The following is a 21,466-nucleotide window of genomic DNA, read 5'->3' on the forward strand; positions in this document are numbered from 1 at the left end:
GGCACGCCGCTCACCGCCGCGTCCCGTGCTGTGCCGTCCCGTGCTGTGCCGTCGAGCGCTGTGCCGTCGTGTGCAGGGCCGTCCAGTGCAGGGCGCGCCGCTCGACGGCGAGCAGCAGCGCGTTGAGCCCGTAGCCGAGCACGCCGAGCAGGCCGATCCAGGCCCACATCAGCGGGAAGTCGAACTGGCGCTGGGCGAGCAGCAGCTCGTAGCCGATCCCGTTCGCCGCGCCGACCAGCTCGGACACCACCATGAGGATCACGGCGAGCGACAGGCTCAGCCGCAGCCCGGCGAAGATCTTCGGTAGTGCGGCGGGCAGCACGACCATGCCGAGCCACCACGCGCGCGGCGTCCGCAGCGACCGTGCCGTGTCCACCTGGACGCGGTCGAGCGAGCGCACCCCGTCGACGGTGTTGAGCAGGATCGGCCAGACGGTGGCGAAGACGATCGTGGCCAGCTGCATGCGCGTGCCGATGCCGAACAGCACCAGGAAGACCGGGATCAGCGTCGGCGGCGGGATCGCGCGGGCGAACGCGAACAACGGTCCGACGTAGTCCAGCGCGGTGCGGGAGCGGCCGAGCAGGACGCCGCACGCCACGCCGAGCACGGCGGCGATCCCCCAACCTCCGAGCGCCCGCGCCAGGCTCGGGAGCACGTCGTCGAACACCGGGTCGGCGAGGAAGGCGCGGGTCGGCGGACCGGTCAGCCAGAGCTGCGCGGCGGTCCCGAGCACGGTGCTCGGCGGCGGGAAGAACGGGTGAGCGGCCACGCGCGTGCCGAGCTCGCCCAGTACGAGCGCGGCCACCACCACCGGCCAGCCGTGCAGCGGCCTCACACCGCATCCGTTCCGACGGTGCTCCAGCCGAACAGCCGCTCGCCGAGCCGCTCCAGCGCCTGGTTGATCAGGATGCCGACGGTGCCGGCGACGAGCGTGGCCGCGAGGACGAGGTCGACGCGGCCGGCGCCGCTGCTGGTGGTGAGCACGACGTTGCCGATACCGCGGCTCGCCCCGGCGAGGAACTCGGTGCTCACCACCACGATCAACGCGATCGCGGCGGCCATCCGCACGCCGGTGAAGACGAACGGCGCCGCGTGCGGCAGCGCCACGCCCAGCATCGTGGCGACCGGGCCCGCGCCGCACGTGCGGGCGGTGTCGCGCAGGACGGGGTCCATCGCGCCCACGGCGTAGATCGTGTTGTAGAGGATCGGCCACGCGGCGGCGTAGACAGCCAAGGTGATCTTGGCTTCGGGGCCGCCACCGACCAGCAGCACGACCAGCGGGATCAGGGCGACCGACGGGATGGGGCGCAGGAACTCGACGAGGACGCGGCTCGCCGCCCGCACTCCCGGGAGGGTGCCCAGCACCAGCCCCGCGGGCACCGCAACGGCGACGGCCAGCCCCAACGCGATCGCCCACGCCAGCACCGTGGCGACGACGTCACGGAGGAACGCCTCGCGGGTGAACAGCTCCACGACCCCGGCAAGCACGACGCTCGGCGGGGGGAGGAACCGCGCCGGCAGCAGCCCGACGGCCACCGCGACCTCCCAGATCAGCCCGAACGCCAGCAGCCCGAGAAGGCCGCGGACCGCCCGCGGCACGTCAGGACGGCGCCGGCGCGACCATCGCGGCGACGTCCACCCGCTGCGTGGTCACGCCGTTGTCGGCCAGCAGGTCCGCCACCCGCTGCAGCTGCGCGGGGTCGATCGCGGAGTGGAAGGTGAGCAGTGCCGTGGTCGACGCGACCTCGGCGTCGATGCCCGAGTGCTGCACGAGCAGCGGCTCCACCAGGCTGCGGTCGCGTGCCTCGGCCGTGGCCCGCTCCAGGGCGCGCTGGAACGATGCGACCGTCTCCGGGTTCGTGGTCGTGAACTCCTCGAGCGCGGCGTACCCGGCGGTGGGCAGGTCCGCGGCGACGCCGGTGGCCGTGTCGACGATCGGCACCGCGCCCACGTCGCGCGCCGCCAGCGTGATGAACGGTTCGGTGAGGAACGCGGCGTCCACGTCGCCGCGCTCCAGGGCGGCCGCCGTGTCCGGGAACGGGATGCTGATCCACTCGACCCCGCCCGGGTCGACGCCGTTCTGCCGCATGGCCGTCTTGACGAGCACGTCGGAGATCGTGTTCGTGGCGGTCACCGCGATCCGCTTGCCCGCGAGATCGGCCACGCCGCGCACCGCGGAGCCCGGCATCGCCACGATCATCGTGGTCTGCGGGGCGGCGGACGATGCCGCGGCGACGAACCGCAGATCGGCGGCCTTCTTGTCCTGCGCCACGAAGAACGGGGTGTAGCTGCTGTAGGCGATGTCGACGTCCCCGCCGATCAGCGTGGACAGCGAGGCCTGCCCGCTCGGGGCGGTGACCGTCTCGACCTGCAGCCCCTCGGCCGCGAAGTAGCCGTTCTGCACCGCCAGGTGGAACGGGGCGAGATCGGTGGTCGGCATGATCGAGACGGTGATGGCTGCCGGCGCGGGCGCCCCGTCCGCGCCCGGTTCCGGCGCCTGCTCGCCCCCCAGCGCTCCGCAACCGGCGATGACGACCAGGGCGGTGGGAACGGCGGCCGCACGCAGCCACGAACGAATGGTCATTTCCGGCACCCGCCGGAATCGGCGGCCCCTGGGCAACCACACAGAATTGCGGACATCAGCAGCCTTCCCCCACGTCGACACTGCTGGCCGTGGCGCAGACCGTACACGAGAAGGCCGCTCGACGTGAACCCGGTCACACCGACGCCCCAGCGGCGTGTGTCCCGTCCTCATCGCCACCCGGTACGCTCCGGGGGCGGGTCGAGAGGCGCTGCGACGGACGATGTCCGCCACGCTCGACCCGGCTGATCTGCACCAAGGGCGCCTCCGATTCCGGAGGGCGGGTGCAGAGATATGTCAGGACATCGTGCGGAGGCGCTTGCGCAGCTGTTCGACCAGCGCATCGCCGTGCTCGACGGCGCGTGGGGCACGATGCTGCAGGACGCCGGGCTCACACCCGCCGACTACCGGAGCGAGCGGTTCGCCGACCACTCCCACGACCTCACCGGCGACCCGGACCTGCTCAACCTGACCCGCCCCGACATCGTGCTCGACGGGCACCGGCGCTACTTCGCCGCCGGCGCGGACATCACCACCACGAACACCTTCACGGCCACCTCGATCGGCCAGGCCGACTACGGCATGCAGGCCGCGGTGCGCGAGATGAACGTGCGAGGCGCGCAGCTGGCCCGCCAAGCCGCCGACGAGGCCGGCGGCCGGTTCGTGGCTGGGTCGGTCGGGCCGCTCAACGTCACGCTCTCGCTCTCGCCGCAGGTGAACGACCCGGCCTACCGGGCCGTGTCCTTCGACGACGTGCGCGCGAGCTACGCCGAGCAGATCGCCGGGCTCGCCGAGGGCGGTGTCGACCTGCTGCTCATCGAGACGATCTTCGACACGCTCAACGCGAAGGCCGCCGTCGCGGCGGCCCAGGAGGTCGCGCCGCACCTGCCGCTGTGGATCTCGGTGACCATCGTCGACCTGTCCGGCCGCACGTTGTCCGGGCAGACCGTCGAAGCGTTCTGGAGCTCCGTCCGCCACGCCGCGCCGCTCGTCGTCGGCGTGAACTGCTCCCTCGGTGCTGCGGAGATGCGCCCCCACGTCGCGGAGCTGGCCCGTTTCGCCGACACCTACGTGGCCTGCCACCCCAACGCCGGCCTGCCCAACGCGTTCGGCGGCTACGACCAGACCCCCGAGCAGACCGCGGAGCTGCTTCGCGAGTTCGCCGACTCCGGCCTGGTCAACGTCGTGGGCGGGTGCTGCGGCACCGGTCCCGACCACATCGCGCGGCTCGCCTCCGCGGTCTCCGGGCTGGCCCCGCGCGAGGTCGCGGCGCCGCCCAGGACGTCCCGGTTCAGCGGCCTCGAGCCGTTGACCCTCGGCGCGGACACCGGGTTCCTGATGATCGGCGAGCGCACCAACGTCACCGGCTCCAAGCGGTTCCGACGGCTCATCGAGTCGGGCGACCACCAGGCCGCCGTGGACGTCGCGCTGGAGCAGGTCCGCGGTGGGGCCAACGTCATCGACGTCAACATGGACGCCGACCTGCTCGAGAGCGAGCAGGAGATGACCACGTTCCTCAACCTGATCGCCACCGAGCCGGAGGTCGCCCGGGTACCGATCATGATCGACAGCTCGCGGTGGAGTGTGCTCCAGGCCGGGCTGAAGTGCGTGCAGGGCAAGGGGATCGTCAACTCGATCAGCCTCAAGGAGGGCGAACAGCCCTTCCTCGACCAGGCCCGGCACATCCGCGGCTACGGGGCAGGCGTCGTCGTCATGGCGTTCGACGAGAAGGGGCAGGCCGACACCGCCGAGCGCAAGGTCGCGATCTGCACCCGCGCGTACCGCCTGCTCACCGAAGAGATCGGGTTCCCGCCCGAGGACATCGTCTTCGACCCCAACGTGCTCGCGGTCGCCACCGGCATGTCCGAGCACAACGGCTACGCGAAAGCCTTCCTCGACGCGCTGCCGCTGATCAAGCAGAACTGCCCGGGCGTGCACGTCTCGGGTGGCATCTCCAACCTGTCGTTCGCCTTCCGCGGCAACGACGTCGTGCGCGAAGCGATCCACTCGGCGTTCCTGTTCCACGCCATCAAGGTCGGCCTGGACATGGGCATCGTCAACGCGGGGCAGCTCGCCGTCTACGAGGACATCCCCGCCGAGCTGCTGGAACTCGTCGAGGACGTGCTCTTCGACCGGCGCGAGGACGCCACCGACCGGCTGGTCACGTTCGCAGGCACGGTGTCCGGTTCCGGGACGCAGCGCGTCGTCGACCTGTCCTGGCGCGACGCGCCGGTCGAGCAGCGGTTGTCGCACGCGCTGGTGCACGGCATCGTCGACTTCGTCGAGGCCGACACCGAGGAGGCGCGCGCGCAGGCAGCCCGGCCGCTCGACGTGATCGAGGGTCCCCTGATGGACGGGATGAAGGTGGTCGGCGACCTGTTCGGCGCCGGCAAGATGTTCCTTCCGCAGGTGGTGAAGAGCGCGCGGGTGATGAAGCGCTCGGTGGCCTACCTGGAGCCGTACATGGAGGCGGAGAAGGAGCAGGCCCGGCTCGAGGGGCGCGTGGAGGAGGACCGCGGCCAGGGCAAGGTCGTGCTGGCCACCGTCAAGGGCGACGTGCACGACATCGGCAAGAACATCGTCGGGGTCGTGCTCGCCTGCAACAACTACGAGGTGGTCGACCTCGGGGTGATGGTGCCGGCCAACGTCGTGCTGGACACCGCCGTGGCCGAGGGCGCCGACGTCGTCGGGCTCTCCGGGCTGATCACCCCGTCGCTCGACGAGATGGTGGCGGTGGCGCAGGAGATGCAGCGCCGCGGGCTGAAGCTGCCGCTGCTGATCGGCGGGGCCACCACGTCGCGCCAGCACACCGCGGTCCGGATCGCGCCCGCCTACGACGCCTCCACCGTGCACGTGCTGGACGCGTCCCGGGTCACCGGGGTGGTCGCACAGCTGCTGGACCCCGAACGCGCCGAGTTGCTGGACGTCGGCAACCGCGAGGAGCAGGAGCGGCTGCGCGTGCAGCACGCCGGCCGCCAGCAGCGCCCGTTGCTGTCGCTCGCCGCGGCCCGCGCCAACCGCGAGCCGGTGGCGTTCGACGACCTGCCGGTGCCCGCGTTCACCGGCACCCGCACCGTCGCGCCGAGCCTCGACGAGCTGCGGCCGCTCATCGACTGGCAGTTCTTCTTCCTGGCGTGGGAGCTCAAGGGCAAGTACCCGGCGATCCTCGACCAGCCGGTGGCCCGTGAGCTGTTCGACGACGGGAACCGGCTGCTCGACGAGATCGTGGCCGCCGGCTCGCTCACCGCCCGCGGGACCTACGGGTTCTGGCCCGCGCACAGCGACGGCGAGGACATCATCCTCGCGACCGGTGACGGGGTTCGCTTCCCCATGCTGCGCCAGCAGACCGTCAAGCCGGAGGGCCGGGCCAACCGCAGCCTCGCCGACTACGTCGCGCCCGCAGGCGATCACCTGGGCGGGTTCGCGGTGTCGGTGCACGGGGCCGACGAGCTCGCCGCGCGGTACGAGGCCGAGCACGACGACTACCGGGCGATCATGGTGAAGGCGCTCGCGGACCGGCTCGCCGAGGCGTTCGCCGAGTACATCCACCTGGAGGCCCGGCGTGCCTGGTTCGAGCCGGGTGCCGAGCCGGCGCTCGAGGACCTGCACGCCGAGCGGTTCCGGGGGATCCGGCCCGCGCTCGGCTACCCGGCGAGCCCGGACCACAGCCTCAAGCGCGAGCTGTTCGAACTGCTCGACGCCGAGAGCATCGGCATGGGCCTGACGTCGTCCTACGCCATGACGCCGCCCGCCAGTGTCAGCGGCGTGATCTTCGCCAACCCGGCGTCGCGCTACTTCACGGTCGGGCGGATCGGCGATGACCAGGCGCGGGACTACGCGGAGCGCAGGGGCCTCCCGCTCGCCGAGGTCGAGAACTGGCTCCGGCCCAACCTGAGCTAGCTCGTAGCCGCGTCCGACGTCAGTCGAGCAGCTGCCGGTGCAGTGGGCAGTCCGGGGCGATGAGCAGGCCCAGGCCTGCGCGGGGGTCGTTGGGCAGCATCGGGCACAGGCACCCGCGGTCGGCGGCCGAGGCGCTCCCGGGGCCGCCGGAGTCCCAGAGACCGGGCTCGAGGTCGTCCAGTGGCGCGGGCGCCGCTGTCCAGCCCTCGGTACCGACCGGGAGTCGACCGGTCGGCTCGTCGTCCTCGGCGGGGTTATGCCGCACGAGTGCATTCAACCGGATGGCGTACACGCTCTGCCATCGAGCCGCCCTCCGCGTGCCGGCGAGCGTTATCGGCTTGATGCCGAAGTCCCTTGACGCCGGGCCATGTTAGCGCTCACAGTGTCCGCCGGTGGGACGTGCATCACATCGTCCCGCAATCGAACACGGGAGGCGCTGTGCGCACAACGAAGACGTTGCCCGCACTCCGGAAGCTGATCGCCGCGGGCGCGGTGGCGCTCGTGCTGGCCGCCTGTGGCGGCGGGGGCGGCGACGGCGGCGAGGCACCCGCCGGGGGCGGGGAGCCGCTCACGATGGGCTTCGCCCAGGTCGGGGCGGAGAGCGGCTGGCGGACGGCGAACACGACCTCCGTGCAGGAGTCCGCGGCGGCCGCCGGCGTCGAACTGCAGTTCTCCGACGCCCAGCAGAAGCAGGAGAACCAGATCAAGGCGATCCGGTCCTTCATCCAGCAGCGCGTCGACGTGATCGCGTTCAGCCCGGTGGTCGAGTCCGGCTGGGACACCGTGCTGATGGAGGCCAAACGCGCGAACATCCCGGTGATCCTCACCGACCGGGCCGTCGACTCGACCGACACGACGCTGTACAAGACCTTCCTCGGGTCGGACTTCATCGAGGAGGGCCGCAAGGCCGGCCAGTGGCTGCTCGAGGAGTCCGCGGGCGCCACCGAGCCGGTCAACATCGTCGAGCTGCAGGGCACCACCGGCTCCGCGCCGGCCATCGACCGTCAGGAGGGCTTCGCGGAGACGATCGCGCAGGACCCGAACCTGACGGTGATCGCATCGCAGACTGGCGACTTCACCCGCTCCGGCGGCCGCCAGGTGATGGAGGCCTTCCTGAAGTCCCACCCGGACATCGACGTCCTGTACGCCCACAACGACGACATGGGTCTGGGTGCCATCGAGGCGATCGAGGCGGCCGGCAAGGTGCCCGGCACGGACATCAAGATCATCACGGTCGACGCCGTCAAGGACGGAATGCAGGCGCTGGCCGACGGGAAGATCAACTTCATCGTGGAGTGCAACCCGCTGCTCGGCCCGCAGCTGATGGACCTCGCGAAGAAGGTCGCCGCGGGCGAGGAGGTGCCGGCGCGGGTCGTCACCGAGGAGACGACGTTCGACGGCGAGTCGGCCAAGGCCGCACTCCCGACCCGCCAGTACTGATGGACCGCACACCCCTGGTGGAGATGTCCGGGATCTCCGTGGCGTTCGGGCCGGTGCAGGCCCTGGCGTCGGTGGACCTGCGGTTGCACCCCGGCGAGGTGCACGCCCTGATGGGCGAGAACGGCGCCGGCAAGTCCACGCTGATCAAGGCACTCACGGGGGTGCACACCGTCGACGCGGGGGAGATCCGGGTGCACGGCGAGCCCGCCGCCTTCGGCGGGCCCGCCGCCGCGCAGGCGGCCGGCATCAGCACCGTCTACCAGGAGGTCAACCTCTGCCCCAACCTCACCGTGGCGGAGAACCTGCTCCTGGGCCGGGAGCCGCGCCGGATGGGCCGCATCGACTGGCGCGGCATGCGCAGGCGGGCGGTCGAGGTGCTGGGCACGTTGCACCTCGACCTCGACCCGTCCTCGGCACTGGGTGCGCACCCGATCGCCATGCAGCAGCTGGTGGCGATCGCCAGGGCCGTCGAGGTGGACGCGCGGGTGCTGGTGCTCGACGAGCCGACGTCCAGCCTGGACGCGGACGAGGTGGCGGAGCTGTTCCGGGTGATCCGCCGGCTGCGCGACTCGGGCGTCGCGATCCTGTTCGTCTCGCACTTCATCGAGCAGGTCTTCGAGATCTCCGACCGGATGACGGTGCTGCGCAACGGTCGGCTGGTCGGGGAGTACCGCACGGCGGAGCTGTCGCGGATGCAGCTGGTGTCGGCGATGGTCGGGCGCGAGCTGGAGGTGCTCGAGCGGCTGGACCGCGCGCCTGCCGAACCCGCCGCCGACGACCAGCCCGCGGTGCTCGCGGCGTCCGGGCTCGGCCGTCGCGGCGCCGTGGAGCCGGTGGACCTCGCGGTGCGGGCGGGCGAGGTCGTCGGTCTGGCCGGGCTGCTCGGCTCCGGGCGCACCGAGCTCGCCCGGCTGCTGTTCGGGGCCGACCACGCCGACAGCGGGGAGATCACCGTGGCCGGCCGGAGCGTGCGGATCCGGAGCCCGCGGGCGGCGATCGACGCGGGCATCGCGTTCAGTTCCGAGGACCGCAAGGCCGAAGGGGTGGTCGGGGACCTGTCGGTGCGGGCCAACATCGTGCTGGCGATGCAGGCGTCGCGGGGCTGGATGCGCCGGATCCCCCGGCGGCGCCAGTACGAGCTCGCCCGGCGCTGGATCGAGCTGCTCGACATCCGCCCCGCCGACCCGGACGCCCTGCTGGGCAACCTCTCGGGCGGCAACCAGCAGAAGGTGCTGCTGGCCCGCTGGCTGATCATGCAGCCACGCCTGCTGATCCTCGACGAGCCCACCCGCGGCATCGACGTCGGCGCCAAGGCGCAGATCCAGTCCCTGGTGGCCGAGCAGGCGCGCCAGGGTACGGCGGTCGTCTTCATCTCCGCCGAGCTGGACGAGGTGGTGCGCCTGTCGGACCGCGTCCTGGTGCTGCGCGACCGCAGGGCGGTGGCCGAGCTCGCCGGGGAGGACGTGGCGGTGGACCGGGTCATGGAGCTGATCGCGACCGGCGGGGGCACCCGTGCGTGAACTCCTGCGCAAGCCGATCTGGCCGCTCGTCGCCCTGCTGCTGCTCAACCTGGCCGTCACGCCGAGCTTCTTCGCCGTGCGACTGCAGGACGGCAGGCTCTACGGCAGCGTGATCGACATCCTGCACAACGGCGCCCCGCTGGCGCTGGTGGCGCTCGGCATGACCCTGGTGATCGCCACCCGCGGCATCGACCTGTCCGTCGGGGCGGTCGTGGCCATCTCCGGGGCGGTGACCTGCACGTGGATCGCGAGCAGCGCCGACCCGGCGAGCCCGGCGACCGCGCTCACCGGGATCGGCCTCGCCCTCGGGCTGGCCGTGGCGCTCGGGGCGTGGAACGGGTTCCTCGTCGCGCACCTGGGCATCCAGCCGATCATCGCGACGCTCGTGCTGATGACGGCGGGCCGCGGGCTCGGCCAGCTCGTCACGGACGGGCAGATCATCACCGTCAACAACGCGTTCTTCTCCGGCATCAGCGGCAGCTCCCTGCTCGCGGTGCCGCTGACCGTGATCATGGCGGCCGCGGTGTACGCGCTGGTGGCGCTCGTGACCCGGCGCACCGCGCTGGGCACGCTCGTCGAGGCGGTGGGCATCAACCCCGAGGCCGGCAGGCTCGCCGGGATCCGGTCGCGCAGCATCGTGTGGACGGTCTACGTGTTCGCCGCGCTCTGCGCCGCCGTGGCCGGGCTGATGATCAGCTCGAACGTGAACGCCGCCGACGCCAACAACGCGGGGCTCTGGCTGGAACTGGACGCGATCCTCGCCGTCGTCATCGGCGGCACGTCGCTGGCCGGCGGGCGCTACTCGATCGCCGGCACCCTGCTCGGCGCGCTCACCATCCAGACGCTGACCACCACCATCTACTCGGTCGGCATCCCGCCGGAGGTCTCGCTGGTGTTCAAGGCGGCGGTCGTGATCCTCGTGTTCCTGGCGCAGGCCCCGAAGGTGCAGGCGCTGCTGCAGCGGCGGCGCCGCCGTCCCGGGGACGTCGGGCCGCCCGCCGTGCCCGCCGACCCGGCCCGGACAGCCGACCCGGCTGCCGACCCGCCCCATACCTCCCAGACAACCGGGAGTGGCCGGTGACCGCGCTCGTCGAACGCGTCCGCTCCGCGGCCGCCGGGAGCCGCGTGCCGACGCGGTTCCTGCCGGTGGTCGTGACGTTCGCGCTGTTCGTGCTGATGTTCGCCGGGGGAGGGCTGCGCTACGAGTCCTTCGCCTCCGGGCAGGTGCTGCTCAACCTGCTGATCGACAACTCCTTCCTGGTGGTGCTGGCCGTCGGGATGACGTTCGTGATCCTGACCGGCGGCATCGACCTGTCCGTCGGCTCGGTCGTGGCGTTGTCGACGATGGTGGCCGCGGCGCTGCTGCGCGCCGGCTTGGGCCCGTTCGTCGTGATGCTGCTGGTGCTGGCTGGCGGTGCGGTCTTCGGCCTCGCGATGGGCGCGGTGATCCACTACCTCGAGATCCAGCCGTTCATCGTCACGCTCGCCGGGATGTTCCTGGCCCGCGGCCTGTGCTACGTGATCGACCTCGAGTCGATCCCGATCGACGACCCGCTGTTCCGCACGGTCGCGCAGACCGCCATACCGCTGGGCGACGAGCTGTTCGTGAGCCCGAGCGTCCTCGTCGCGCTGGCCGTGGTGGCGGCAGCGGTGTACGTCCTGCACCTGACCCGGTTCGGGCGCACGGTGTACGCCGTCGGCGGCAGCGCGGGGTCGGCGATGCTGATGGGGCTGCGGGTGGCGCAGGCCAGGGTGGGCGTCTACGTGATCAGCGGAGCGTGCTCGGCGCTCGCCGGGCTGCTGTTCACCTTCTACATGCTCTCGGGCTACAGCCTGCACGCCGTGGGCATGGAGCTCGACGCCATCGCCGCCGTCGTCATCGGGGGCACCCTGCTCACCGGCGGCTCCGGGTTCGTGCTCGGCTCCGTGCTCGGCGTGCTCGTCCTCGGCACGATCCAGACGATCCTGTCGTTCGAGGGCACGCTCAGCTCGTGGTGGTCGAGGATCGTGATCGGCCTGCTGCTGCTGGTGTTCGTGGTGCTGCAGCGGGTGCTGGCACGACGAGGGCCGGCCGCCTGAGCGCGCGGATCATGCGAGGGGGAGCGCCGCGTCCTCGCCCGGTGCGCGCGCCCCGTGGATGCGCCGTTCGGTGACCTCGATCGGCACGTCGTTGATGCTCGCCTCCCGGCGGCGCATGAGCCCGTCGGGGGCGAACTCCCACTGCTCGTTGCCGTAGCTGCGCCACCACCGGCCCCCGGCGTCGTGCCACTCGTACTGGAAGCGCACCGCGATGCGGTCCTCGGTGAACGCCCAGAGGTCCTTGCGCAGCGCGTACTCCAGCTCCCGTGCCCACTTGCGCTCGAGGAAGGCGACGACCTCGGCGCGGCCGGTGAGGAAGACGTCGCGGTTGCGCCACTGCGTATCGGGTGTGTAGGCGAGCGCCACGCGCTGTGGGTCGCGGGTGTTCCAGGCGTCCTCGGCGGCGCGGACCTTGCGCAGCGCGGTCTCGGCGGTGAACGGCGGGACGGGTGGGCGGGTCATGCGGATTCCTCCTGCTGGTCGTTCGGGCCGGGGTTGAACCGGGAGTATTCGGGTGGCGTCCAGCGCAGCGGCACGGCGCCGTCGATCTGCACGACCCGGTCGACCTCGAAGTCGACGAGGCGCTGCGCGCCGGGCACGCCTGCGGCGCGCTGCGGGTCCCAGTCGACGGACGCGCGGCCGGTGAGCTGCAGGGACCGGCCGCGCTGCCAGTCGAGGAACAGCAGCCCGGCGTGCGGGTCGAGCTCGAGGTTGCCGAGTGTCATGTACATGGAGTTGCCGAGGTAGTCGGGCCAGGTGAGGCGCCCCTCGCCGGTGACGGTCACGAACCCGGGGCTCCCGCCACGGTGCGAGGCGTCGGCGCCCATGCCCGGAGCACGGGTGGCGACGAAGAACGTGTCCGCCGCGGCGATCCAGGCGCGCTGGTCGGGCGAGAGTGCGCCGGACTCCGCGGCCGCGCCGGCGCCCCCGCCGGCCGGGTCGGGCTCGACGTCGCGCGCCTGGATGTACCGCGCCTGGATGTACTTCGGGCAGTTGGCGTACACCTGCTCGGTGCGTACGACCAGCCGGTCGGCCACCTGGCGCGCGCGCCCGTTGATCCGCATCCGGCGCCGGCTCGCAGGCTCGATCGCGATCATGCCGATGTCGTGCTCGTCCTCGAACACCCCCGCCAGCGGGTCGCCGGGCCTCGGGGACCACCGCACCGCGACCGTCCGCTCGTCGAGGACGGTGGCGAACCCCTGGTCGCCGGTCACCGGTCCGGCCCAGACCGCCCCGTCCGGGGTCGCGGCGCCGATCACGACCAGCCGCTGCCGGTCCAGGAAGTCGGCGGCGACCCGAGGCACGGTGGCGTCGACGCGGGCCGATCCCCACGGCCGGTCCGGGAAACCGGTCCGCCGCTGCACGGACCGTTCACCTTGGTGCTCCATGACGTCCTCCTCGTCCTCGTCGGCTGATCAGAAGAATCCGCAGGTCGGAGCACCCGGAGTGGGTGCGGGCGCGACGTCGGCGCCGGTCGGCGCGTAGATCTCGAGCCGGATGCCGTCGGGGTCGGCGAAGAACACGCCGCCGGAGGAGGCGCCCTCGCCGTGCGGGACGATCCCGTCGTAGGCGAACTCCACGTCCAGGCCGCGCAGGATCGTCTCCGCGCGGCGCACGGCGTCGATGTCGGCCACCTCGAACGACAGGTGGTGCAGGCCGGGGAGGTCGGCGGCGAAGCTGCCCGCGCTCTGCTCCCAGAGGGCGACCACGAGAACGCCGTCCCGGCCGAGCAGCGCGAACCGGCGGTCCCCGTCCGCGCGTTCGGCGAGGACGTCGAACGCGAAGACCGTGCGGTAGAAGGCGGTCGAGCGGGACAGATCGGTGACGTTGAGGGCGACGTGTCCGGTCTTCAGGGTCATGGCTGCCTCCGTGCTGCATCTAATGTTTGAACGGCGCCTTGCCGTTAGATGCATGTGATCACGGCGTGCCTAATGCTGTCAAGTTCTCTTCGCATTAGACTGGTGCGGTGTCCGACGAGATCGCCGACCTGGTGCCGGCCGAACCGCTGCCGGTCCGGCTCATGAACACGGTCTGGGCCGACCGGCACGGCGTCCACGACGACCTGACGAGCGTGGACCGGCTGCGGCAGTGGCTCGAACGGACCGGGCTCGACCGGACCGGGCTCGAACGGACCGGGCTCGACGGGGCGTCCCAGCTCGGGCCACAGGACCTCGCCGCGTTCCGGCGGCTGCGCGCCGCGGCGCGGCGCATCGCGGCACACGTCACGGCCGACGACCGGCCGGCCGCGACGGCAGGCGGTGCCGACCTCGCCGCCGCTATGGCCGACCTGAACGCGGACACGACGGCGTGCGCACCGACGCTCGTGCTCGACGGCGGCGACCTCGCGCTCCGGTGGCGCCCCGGCGCCCGGCCCGCCGACCGGGCCCGCTCGGAGCTCGCCCTCGAGACGGCCCAGCTGCTGACCGGGGAGCCGGGAGGGCTGCTACGGGCGTGCCACGCGCCCGGGTGCGTGCTCTACTTCGTGAAGGACCACCCTCGACGCGAGTGGTGCTCGGCGGGTTGCGGCAACCGGGCCCGGGTCGCACGCCACTACGAGAAGCACCGGCCCCGGGACTGATCGGGCACCGATGAGTTCTCCGGCCACGGGCGGTCTCATCGGCATGACCAGCGCCCCGACGGCACTTCAGCCTCCCGCACCCCGGCGCGTCTTCCACCTCGTGCTCGCCAACAGCCTCGTGGCGTCGGTCGTGAACTTCACGGTGTGGTTCGCGGTGACGTTCTTCGTCTACCTCGAGACGCACTCGGTGTTCGCCACCGGCATCATCGGCGGTATCTTCCTCGCGCTCACCGCGGGCTCGGGGATCTGGTTCGGCAGCCTCGTCGACCACCACCGCAAGCGTGACATCATGCTGGCCTCCAGCGCCGCGTCACTGACGCTGTACGGCGCGAGCCTCGCGGTCTACCTCGCCGCCGGGCGGGAGACATTCCGCGATCCCACGAGCCCTGTGCTGTGGGCGTTCGTGCTGTTGCTGATGAGCGGCGTGATCGTCGGCAACATCCGCGGGATCGCGATGTCCACCGTTGTCACGCTGCTGGTTCCGGCGGCCGACCGGGACCGGGCCAACGGCCTCGTCGGCTCCGCGTCCGGCGTGTCCTTCCTCGTGACGTCGGTGATCAGCGGCTTGCTGATCGGGCTGTCCGGGATGCTCGCCGTGCTGTTGCTGGCCGTCGTGGCCACCGCGGGCGCGATCGTGCACCTGGCGAGCCTGTCGATCCCCGAGGAGCGGGCCGAGCGCACCGGTGACGAGCCGAACCGGGTCGACCTGCGCGGCACGATCGCCCTGGTCACGGCCATGCCGGGCCTGCTGGCGCTGATCGTGTTCTCGACGATCAACAACTTCCTCGGCGGCGTGTTCATGGCCCTGATGGACCCCTACGGGCTGTCGCTGGTGTCGGTCGAGACGTGGGGTCTGCTGTGGGGCGTGCTGAGCACCGGCTTCATCGTGGGCGGGCTCGTCATCAGCAAGCGCGGCCTGGGCCGCAACCCGCTGCGGGCCCTGCTGCTGGCGAACGTCGCGATGTGGGCGATCTGCAGCGTCTTCGCCGTGCGCTCGTCGGTCGTCCTGCTCGCCGTCGGGATGCTCGTCTACATGTGCCTCATCCCCGTCGCCGAGGCCTCCGAGCAGACCGTCCTGCAGAAGGTGGTGCCGTTCGAGCGGCAGGGCCGCGTGTTCGGCTTCGCGCAGAGCATGGAGCAGGCCGCGTCGCCGCTCACCGCGTTCCTCATCAGCCCGGTCGCCCAGTTCGTGTTCATCCCGTTCATGACCACCGGCTCGGGCGCCGAGCTGCTCGGTCCCTGGTTCGGCACCGGGCCCGAACGGGGCCTCGCCCTGCTGTTCACCATCGCGGGTGTGCTCGGCCTGCTGCTCACGCTCGCGGCGTTCGGCACCCGCCACTACCGGCGGCTCTCGCGGCACTACCGGGACGCCGGCGTCGCCGTGCCTGCCGACTCCACCACCGGATCCACCGGCGAGCCCGAGCCGGCGATGGCGGCGTGACCGCGCCGGCACAGGTCGAGCTCAGGCGACCAGCGGGTGCAGTGCCCAGAACGCGAGTGCCGCGGCGAGGGCCGCCATCGGGATGGTGAGCACCCAGGCCACCAGGATGTTGCCCGCCACACCCCAGCGCACCGCGGAGAGCCGTTTGGTGGCCCCGACGCCGAGGATCGAGGAAGTGATCGTCTGCGTCGTCGAGATCGGGGCGGCGAACGCGAACGCGGTGGTGTAGAGCACCGCCGAGGCGGTGACCTCGGCGGCGAAGCCGTGCGGCGGGTCCAGATCGATGATCCGCCGGCCTAGCGTGCGCATGATCCGCCAACCTCCGGCGTAGGTTCCGGCCGAGAGCGCGCCGGCCGAGATCAGCACGACCCACCAGGGTATGTCGAAGCCCTCGTGGTACCCACCGACGACGAGCGCCAGCACGATCACGCCCATCGTCTTCTGGGCGTCCTGCAGGCCGTGTCCGAGCGCCATGGCCGCGGCCGAGACCGTCTGCGCGTGCCGGAACCCGGCGGTGAGCCGGCGCGGCCGACCGTTGCGGAAGATCCACAGCAACGCCAGCATCACGAGCGCGGCCAGCGTGAACCCGACGATGGGGGAGAGCACCATCGGGATGACGACCTTCGCCACCACGCCGTTCCACTGCACACCGCCGGACGCGGCGAGCGCGGCGCCGACGAGGCCGCCGATGAGCGCGTGCGACGACGACGAGGGCAGGCCGAACCACCACGTGATCAGGTTCCAGACGATGGCGCCGATGAGGGCGGAGAGCACGACGATCAGCCCGGGCATGCCCTGCGGGGCGTCGATGATGCCGCTGCCGACCGTGGAGGCGACCTCGGTGCCGAGGAACGCGCCGATCAGGTTCATGACCGCGGCCATGGCGAGCGCGGTGCGCGGGGAGAGGGCGCGGGTCGCGACGGAGGTGGCGATCGCGTTGGCGGCATCGTGGAAGCCGTTGGTGTAGTCGAAGACGAGCGCGACCGCGATCACCACGACGATCGTGGTCAACAGCACCGGTCAGGACTCCTTCACGGCGATGCTCTCGACCGTGTTCGCCACGTGTTCGAAGGCGTCGGCGGCCTCCTCGAGCACCTCGACCACCTCCTTGAGCTTGAGGATGGTGAGGACGTCGAGCGCGGGTGCGTCCTCCGCGGGGGCGAGCAGGTCGCCCAGCAGCGCGCGGTAGGCCACGTCGCCCTCGTCCTCCAGCGAGTTGACGTGCACCCAGTACTCGCGCAGCTCCGCCATCGTGGCCAGGCGCGGCATCGCCTCGGCGGTGGCGGCGGCCGCCCGGCGCAGCACGTCGACCTGCGTGGTCATCCCGGGCGGGAGCTCCTGGAGGCGGTAGAGCACGATCCGGTCGGCGGCCTCCTCCATCGCGTCGACCACGTCGTCGAGCGAGGAGGTGAGCCGGTAGATGTCCTCGCGGTCGAACGGCGTCACGAACGTCTGGTTGAGCTTCACGAGGATCTCGTGGGTCACCTCGTCGCCCGCGTTCTCCGCGTCCTTGACGCGTTCCGCGAGCGGGCCCCGGTCCTCGGGTGCCGCGGCGATCAGCAGCGCGAGGTCGTCCGCAGCCCGGACGATGTTCTCCGCCGCCCGCGTGAACAGCGGGTAGAAGCCGCGTTCGTGTGGCGTCAACCTGAAGGCCATCCGCAGGTTGTACCGCAACCTTCCGCAGCGACCCCGCAGCCGACCCGGGGTGTCGGCCGGCCCTTCACGGGCACAGTGATCATCTCCGGCCGGTGCGTCGGCGGGGTCGGCCGGATCGCCTGATCCTGCGCACACGGCCGCTCGAGCGCGGGCACGGACTTCGTGGAACGGCCCCGCGCCGGGTGCGGCGGGGCTAGCGTTCGTGTCCGGACGCCGTTGCGCCCCACGTCGAGGAGCTGGGCACCATGGCCGCTGCGCTGGTCACCGTCATCGCGGGTCTCGCCGTCGGGTCCGCCGTGCTCGGCGGCCCCGCCCCGGTGCCGGTCGCGCCGCCCGAGACGTGCGAGCAGGCCGCGCGGTGGGAGGGCGACGCGCAGGCCCTCGCCGACGAGCTCGCCGGCGTCGCGGGCACCGACGAGGAGGCTCTGCAGCAGGAGCTGGCGGACGCGGGTTTCGTGCCGGGCGGCACGCCCGAGGCGGCCGCACCCGAGGCGGCCGCACCCGAGGCGGCCGCACCCGGCGTGCCCGGGCCAGGGGCGGACCTGGTGGCCGCGCTGGTCGCCGCGCTCGTCGCCGCGCTGGACACCGACGGCGACGGCGAGGTCGGGGTCACCGTCCTCGGCCCGGACCCGGCCGTGCCCGACGAGGGCGGAACCGACCGCTCAGCGCCGGATCGGACGTGCACCGGCCCCCGGTGAGGCGCCGCGGGCGTGACGGGCGACTCATCGCGGCGAGGGATTAATCCTGCGCGTTCTGTCGGTCCTAGTCCCTAGATTCGCCATCTGTGGTCGAGGCCCACCGGCCGACCACGACCGAAGATCCCTGGGGGACCCGTGAACGACCAGTCCGACGTGCTCGACCGCGCGTCGCGCAGGCCCGATGCCTCCGGGCAGCTCAGCGCCCGCGATCGCCTGGTGATCGCGGTCCTGCTGGTGTCCTCGTTCGTCGTCATCCTGAACGAGACGATCATGAGTGTCGCACTGCCGGTCCTCATGGTCGACCTGCAGGTGGACGCCGCCGTCGGCCAGTGGCTCACCGCGGGCTTCCTGCTCACGATGTCGGTGGTCATCCCGATCACCGGCTTCCTGATCCGCCGGGTCCCCACACGCACCCTGTTCGGGGCGGCGATGACGCTGTTCAGCGCGGGCACGTTGGTCGCCGCGGTCGCGCCCGGCTTCCCCGTCCTGCTCGCCGGCCGCGTCATCCAGGCCGGCGGCACGGCGATCATGCTGCCGCTGCTGATGACCACCGTCATGACGCTCGTGCCCCCCGCCCGCCGCGGTGCGGTGATGGGCAACATCTCGATCGTCATCTCGGTCGCGCCCGCGATCGGGCCCACCGTGTCCGGCGTCGTGCTGAGCATGTTCGGGTGGCGGTACATGTTCTGGCTGGTCCTGCCGATCGCGCTGGCGGCGCTGCTGCTGGGCATGCGGCGGATCTCGAACGTCGGCGATTCCACCTCCGCCCGGATCGACGTCCCGTCGGTCGTGCTCGCGGCGCTGGGCTTCGGCGGGCTGGTGTACGGCCTGAGCAGCGTGGGCCACTCGGCGGAGGGGGCGTCCCCCGTCGTGCTGTGGGCCGCGTTCGTCATCGGGATCGCCGGGCTGGTGGCGTTCGTCGCCCGGCAGCTGGTGCTGCAGCGCACCGACCGGGCGCTTCTCGACCTGCGCACGTTCCGGGCCCGGACGTTCACCGTGGCCAGCGCGATGATGATGCTGATGATGGCCACGCTGCTGGGCACCGTGGTGCTGCTCCCGATCTACCTGCAGAACGTGCTGATGCTCCCGCCGCTCACCACCGGCCTGCTGCTCCTGCCGGGTGGCCTGCTCATGGGGGTGCTCGGCCCGGTCGTCGGGCGCCTGTACGACCGGTTCGGCGCGCGGGCGTTGCTGGTGCCCGGCACGATCGCCACGAGCGCGGCGCTGTGGTCCACCACGCTGTTCACCTCGGGCAGCTCGATGCTGCAGGTCCTGGGCTTCCACCTGCTGCTGAGCACCGGGCTGGCCTTCGTCTTCACCCCGCTGTTCACCGCGGGGCTCGGCGCGGTGCCGCCGCACCTGTACTCCTACGGCAGCGCGATCTTCGGCACCACGCAGCAGCTGGCCGGGGCGGCCGGGGTGGCGCTGCTGGTGAGCATCCTGAGCGTCCGCTCGTCGGCGCTCGCCGCCGAGGGCCTGCCCCTGGTCGAGCAGACCGCGGGCGGCGTCCACGCCGCGTTCCTGGTGGCCGCGTCGCTGTCGATGCTCGCGATCGTGGGCGCGTTCCTGATCCGCGGCTCGGCCTCCTCGGACGAGCCCGCGGTGCACTGACCGCTCGCGCAGCCGTTCGCCGTTACCCTCCACCCCCATGTTGCTCGAACACCGCGGCCGGCGCCCGGTCGTGCCGGAGTCGGCCTACGTCGCGCCGTCGGCCGTGGTGTGCGGCGCGGTGGCGCTGGGCGAGCGGGCGCGCGTGCTGCACGGCGCCGTGCTCACGGCCGAGGACGGAGAGGTCCGCGTCGGCGAGGACGTCGTCGTGATGGAGAACGCCCTCGTCCGCGGACGCGCCGCACACCCCGCCGTGCTCGGCGACGCGGTGCTGGTGGGCCCGCACGCCCACGTGAACGGCGCCACCGTCGAGGACGAGGTGTTCGTCGCCACCGGTGCGGCGCTGTTCCCCGGCGCCCTGGCCGGGGCGGGCAGCGAGCTGCGGATCCACAGCGTCCTGCACGTCCGGTCCCGGCTCGCGCCCGGCACCGTCGTGCCGATCGGGTGGATCGCCGCGGGCGACCCGGCGCAGCTGTTCCCGCCGGACCGGCACGACGAGCTGTGGGAGGTGCAGCGGGAGCTCGACTTCCCGGGCACCGTCTACGGGGTGCGCCGTGGCACCGGCATGCGCACCGTGATGGCCGGGCAGACCGCGTTCTACGGCGCGCACCGCGACGACCGGGAGGTCACTTGAACGCTCACCGCACCGAGCGGATCCGGTAGACCAGCAGCGCACCGGTCACCTCGATGCCTGCTGCCACCAGGTAGAGCGCGGTGTACCCGCCGAGCCCGGTGACGATCGGTGCGGCGATCGCGGGGGCGAGCACCTGGGGCAGCGAGCTGGCGACGTTGAGCACCCCGAGGTCCTTGCCCCGGTCCCGCGCGGAGGGCAGCAGCTGGGTGAGCAGGGCGAAGTCCACCGAGCTGTACGTGCCGAACCCGACGCCCAGCACCACCGCGGCCACCAGGGCACCCGCCCAGGTCGCCCAGACCGCGATCAGCACGGCCGCCGCCGCCATGAGCACCCCTCCCGCGGAGACGAAGACCCGTCGCCGTCCCACGCGGTCCGACAGGACGCCCACCACGACGACGGAGGCGAGCACCGCCACCGAGTAGACGGCGGTGAGGACCAGCACGCCGGCGGCGGGATCGGCCACGCCGACGACGTCGGAGAGGAAGAAGAACAGGTAGAGCAGCACCACGGCGTTGCCGAGGTTGATCAGGAACCGGGTGAGCCACCCCCACCCGAAGTCGGGATGGCGGACCGGGTCGATCCAGAAGCCGCGCAGGAAGACGCCCCACCGCCACGGCTCGGCGGCGGGCACCTGGTCGGAGCGTCCTCCCAGGAGATAGGGCAGGCAGCTGACCAGGGCGAACCCTGCGCACAGGAGATATCCCGCGGTGGTGGCCCCGCCGAGCACCGCGAGGCCCGCGCCGCAGCCGACGCCCATGACGAAGGCGAGCCCGAGGTAGCCCGCGGCGGTGCCCCGTTGGGCGGCGGGCACCTGGTCGGGCACCGCGGCGGACAGGGCGGCGAACGGCGCGTTGAGCAGGGTCTGCACGCCGCACCACCCCAGCACGACCAGCGCGATGGTAGGTGCCGCGGAGAGCAACGCGATCGCCGTGGCGCCGCCCGCGAAACCGATCGCGATCCAGGGCCTGCGACGGCCCCAGCGCGAGCGCGTGCGGTCCGACAGCGCACCGAACAGCGGGTTCGCCACCAGCGAGCACGCGGCGCCGGCCGCGAGGACCAGCGCGAGCGCGGCCTCCTTGGCCTCGGGTGCGAGCGCCTCGACCTGCTGGGGCAGCAGGATCTGCAGCGGGCCGAACAGGCCCGCGTACAACCCGATCCAGGCCAGCGCGAAGCGGGCGATCCACCCGCGCGAGACGCGCCGCGTCGGTTCGACGAGCCCGCCGGTCACCGCCCCGCCCCGTTGCGGCACCTCGTCGACATGCCGCCTCCCACACCGGCCGGGAGCGTCCCGGCGGGCCCAGGATAGGCGCGGGCCCGCGACGAGGAGGGGC

20 protein-coding genes and 1 riboswitch are annotated in these 21,466 nt (G+C 72.2%); of the genes, 10 read left to right on the top strand and 10 right to left on the bottom strand.

Translation table 11 applies throughout. The features are described from left to right. Positions 1-10: 10 nt before the first annotated feature. The 3 genes from CFP66_RS14605 to CFP66_RS14615 are packed head-to-tail and all read right to left on the bottom strand — an operon-like array spanning position 11 to position 2,584. Positions 11-835 carry an ABC transporter permease gene (locus CFP66_RS14605; RefSeq protein ID WP_233159433.1) on the bottom strand — a complete coding sequence of 275 codons (825 nt, stop codon included), beginning with the start codon at positions 833-835 and terminating at the stop codon, positions 11-13. Next, positions 832-1,599, bottom strand: coding sequence for an ABC transporter permease (locus CFP66_RS14610; protein WP_094924152.1), 768 nt, complete (start codon positions 1,597-1,599; stop codon positions 832-834). Before CFP66_RS14610 ends, CFP66_RS14605 begins: the two co-directional genes overlap by 4 nt. Before the next feature lies 1 nt (position 1,600). Beyond that, positions 1,601-2,584, bottom strand: coding sequence for an ABC transporter substrate-binding protein (locus CFP66_RS14615; protein ID WP_094924154.1), 984 nt, complete (start codon positions 2,582-2,584; stop codon positions 1,601-1,603). Positions 2,585-2,778: 194 nt separating this feature from the next. Next, positions 2,779-2,855: riboswitch (S-adenosyl-L-homocysteine riboswitch) on the top strand. Positions 2,856-2,875: 20 nt separating this feature from the next. On the opposite strand from CFP66_RS14615, the gene metH reads away from it, so the two are divergent. Continuing rightward, complete coding sequence (gene metH / locus CFP66_RS14620; protein ID WP_094924157.1) at positions 2,876-6,481, top strand: methionine synthase; 3,606 nt, start codon at positions 2,876-2,878, stop codon at positions 6,479-6,481. 19 nt (positions 6,482-6,500) lie between these two features. Here metH and CFP66_RS14625 read toward each other — a convergent pair whose 3' ends face one another. Next, positions 6,501-6,746, bottom strand: a complete 246-nt coding sequence (locus CFP66_RS14625; protein ID WP_143517264.1) for a hypothetical protein — start codon at positions 6,744-6,746, stop codon at positions 6,501-6,503. A 173-nt stretch (positions 6,747-6,919) separates the two neighbouring features. Here CFP66_RS14625 and CFP66_RS14630 point away from each other — a divergent pair, with 173 nt between their 5' ends. From CFP66_RS14630 to yjfF, 4 genes are read left to right on the top strand one after another with little or no spacing between them, the layout of a single operon-like run. Beyond that, positions 6,920-7,921, top strand: coding sequence for an ABC transporter substrate-binding protein (locus tag CFP66_RS14630; protein WP_233159434.1), 1,002 nt, complete (start codon positions 6,920-6,922; stop codon positions 7,919-7,921). Then, the gene (locus CFP66_RS14635) at positions 7,921-9,441 is read left to right on the top strand and encodes a sugar ABC transporter ATP-binding protein (RefSeq protein WP_233159435.1); all 1,521 of its coding nucleotides are present in this window, start codon (positions 7,921-7,923) and stop codon (positions 9,439-9,441) included. Before CFP66_RS14630 ends, CFP66_RS14635 begins: the two co-directional genes overlap by 1 nt. Then, positions 9,434-10,522, top strand: a complete 1,089-nt coding sequence (locus tag CFP66_RS14640) for an ABC transporter permease (RefSeq protein ID WP_094924162.1) — start codon at positions 9,434-9,436, stop codon at positions 10,520-10,522. Before CFP66_RS14635 ends, CFP66_RS14640 begins: the two co-directional genes overlap by 8 nt. Continuing rightward, on the top strand, positions 10,519-11,520 hold the full coding sequence (yjfF, locus tag CFP66_RS14645; protein ID WP_233159436.1) for a galactofuranose ABC transporter, permease protein YjfF: 1,002 nt from the start codon (positions 10,519-10,521) through the stop codon (positions 11,518-11,520). Before CFP66_RS14640 ends, yjfF begins: the two co-directional genes overlap by 4 nt. A 9-nt stretch (positions 11,521-11,529) precedes the next feature. Here yjfF and CFP66_RS14650 read toward each other — a convergent pair whose 3' ends face one another. From CFP66_RS14650 to CFP66_RS14660, 3 genes are read right to left on the bottom strand one after another with little or no spacing between them, the layout of a single operon-like run. After that, positions 11,530-11,982, bottom strand: coding sequence for a nuclear transport factor 2 family protein (locus CFP66_RS14650; RefSeq protein ID WP_094924165.1), 453 nt, complete (start codon positions 11,980-11,982; stop codon positions 11,530-11,532). Beyond that, positions 11,979-12,908, bottom strand: a complete 930-nt coding sequence (locus CFP66_RS14655) for a pyridoxamine 5'-phosphate oxidase family protein (protein WP_094924167.1) — start codon at positions 12,906-12,908, stop codon at positions 11,979-11,981. Before CFP66_RS14655 ends, CFP66_RS14650 begins: the two co-directional genes overlap by 4 nt. Before the next feature lie 27 nt (positions 12,909-12,935). Further along, the gene (locus CFP66_RS14660) at positions 12,936-13,379 is read right to left on the bottom strand and encodes a VOC family protein (RefSeq protein WP_094924170.1); all 444 of its coding nucleotides are present in this window, start codon (positions 13,377-13,379) and stop codon (positions 12,936-12,938) included. A gap of 107 nt (positions 13,380-13,486) precedes the next feature. Between CFP66_RS14660 and CFP66_RS14665 the strand changes: the two genes are divergently transcribed. Both CFP66_RS14665 and CFP66_RS14670 read left to right on the top strand, forming a co-directional pair. Beyond that, a complete protein-coding gene (locus CFP66_RS14665; protein WP_233159437.1) occupies positions 13,487-14,098 on the top strand; it encodes an ABATE domain-containing protein in 612 nt (203 codons plus the stop codon). Positions 14,099-14,141: 43 nt separating this feature from the next. Then, the gene (locus CFP66_RS14670; RefSeq protein WP_094924172.1) at positions 14,142-15,539 is read left to right on the top strand and encodes an MFS transporter; all 1,398 of its coding nucleotides are present in this window, start codon (positions 14,142-14,144) and stop codon (positions 15,537-15,539) included. Between the two features lie 21 nt (positions 15,540-15,560). On the opposite strand, the gene CFP66_RS14675 is transcribed toward CFP66_RS14670, so the two are convergent. Together CFP66_RS14675 and CFP66_RS14680 are read right to left on the bottom strand one after the other, a co-directional pair. After that, positions 15,561-16,556: an inorganic phosphate transporter gene (locus CFP66_RS14675; protein ID WP_094924174.1), complete on the bottom strand. Its 996-nt coding sequence runs from the start codon at positions 16,554-16,556 to the stop codon at positions 15,561-15,563. Positions 16,557-16,559: 3 nt separating this feature from the next. Next, on the bottom strand, positions 16,560-17,195 hold the full coding sequence (locus CFP66_RS14680; RefSeq protein ID WP_094924176.1) for a DUF47 domain-containing protein: 636 nt from the start codon (positions 17,193-17,195) through the stop codon (positions 16,560-16,562). 245 nt (positions 17,196-17,440) lie between these two features. On the opposite strand from CFP66_RS14680, the gene CFP66_RS14685 reads away from it, so the two are divergent. The 3 genes from CFP66_RS14685 to CFP66_RS14695 all read left to right on the top strand — a co-directional run bounded on the left by CFP66_RS14685 (position 17,441) and on the right by CFP66_RS14695 (position 20,135). Then, positions 17,441-17,893, top strand: a complete 453-nt coding sequence (locus CFP66_RS14685) for a hypothetical protein (RefSeq protein ID WP_094924178.1) — start codon at positions 17,441-17,443, stop codon at positions 17,891-17,893. 135 nt (positions 17,894-18,028) lie between these two features. Further along, positions 18,029-19,504, top strand: coding sequence for a DHA2 family efflux MFS transporter permease subunit (locus CFP66_RS14690; protein WP_094924180.1), 1,476 nt, complete (start codon positions 18,029-18,031; stop codon positions 19,502-19,504). A gap of 37 nt (positions 19,505-19,541) precedes the next feature. Further along, positions 19,542-20,135 (top strand): gamma carbonic anhydrase family protein, encoded by a 594-nt coding sequence (locus CFP66_RS14695; RefSeq protein ID WP_094924182.1) that lies wholly within the window; start codon positions 19,542-19,544, stop codon positions 20,133-20,135. 4 nt (positions 20,136-20,139) lie between these two features. Here the strand turns inward: CFP66_RS14695 and CFP66_RS14700 are convergent, their stop codons facing one another. After that, positions 20,140-21,363, bottom strand: coding sequence for an MFS transporter (locus tag CFP66_RS14700; protein WP_198961452.1), 1,224 nt, complete (start codon positions 21,361-21,363; stop codon positions 20,140-20,142). Positions 21,364-21,466 lie beyond the last annotated feature (103 nt).

Origin of the sequence: Pseudonocardia sp. MH-G8 (assembly GCF_002262885.1) — a bacterium.
Taxonomy (GTDB): Bacteria; Actinomycetota; Actinomycetes; order Mycobacteriales; family Pseudonocardiaceae; genus Pseudonocardia.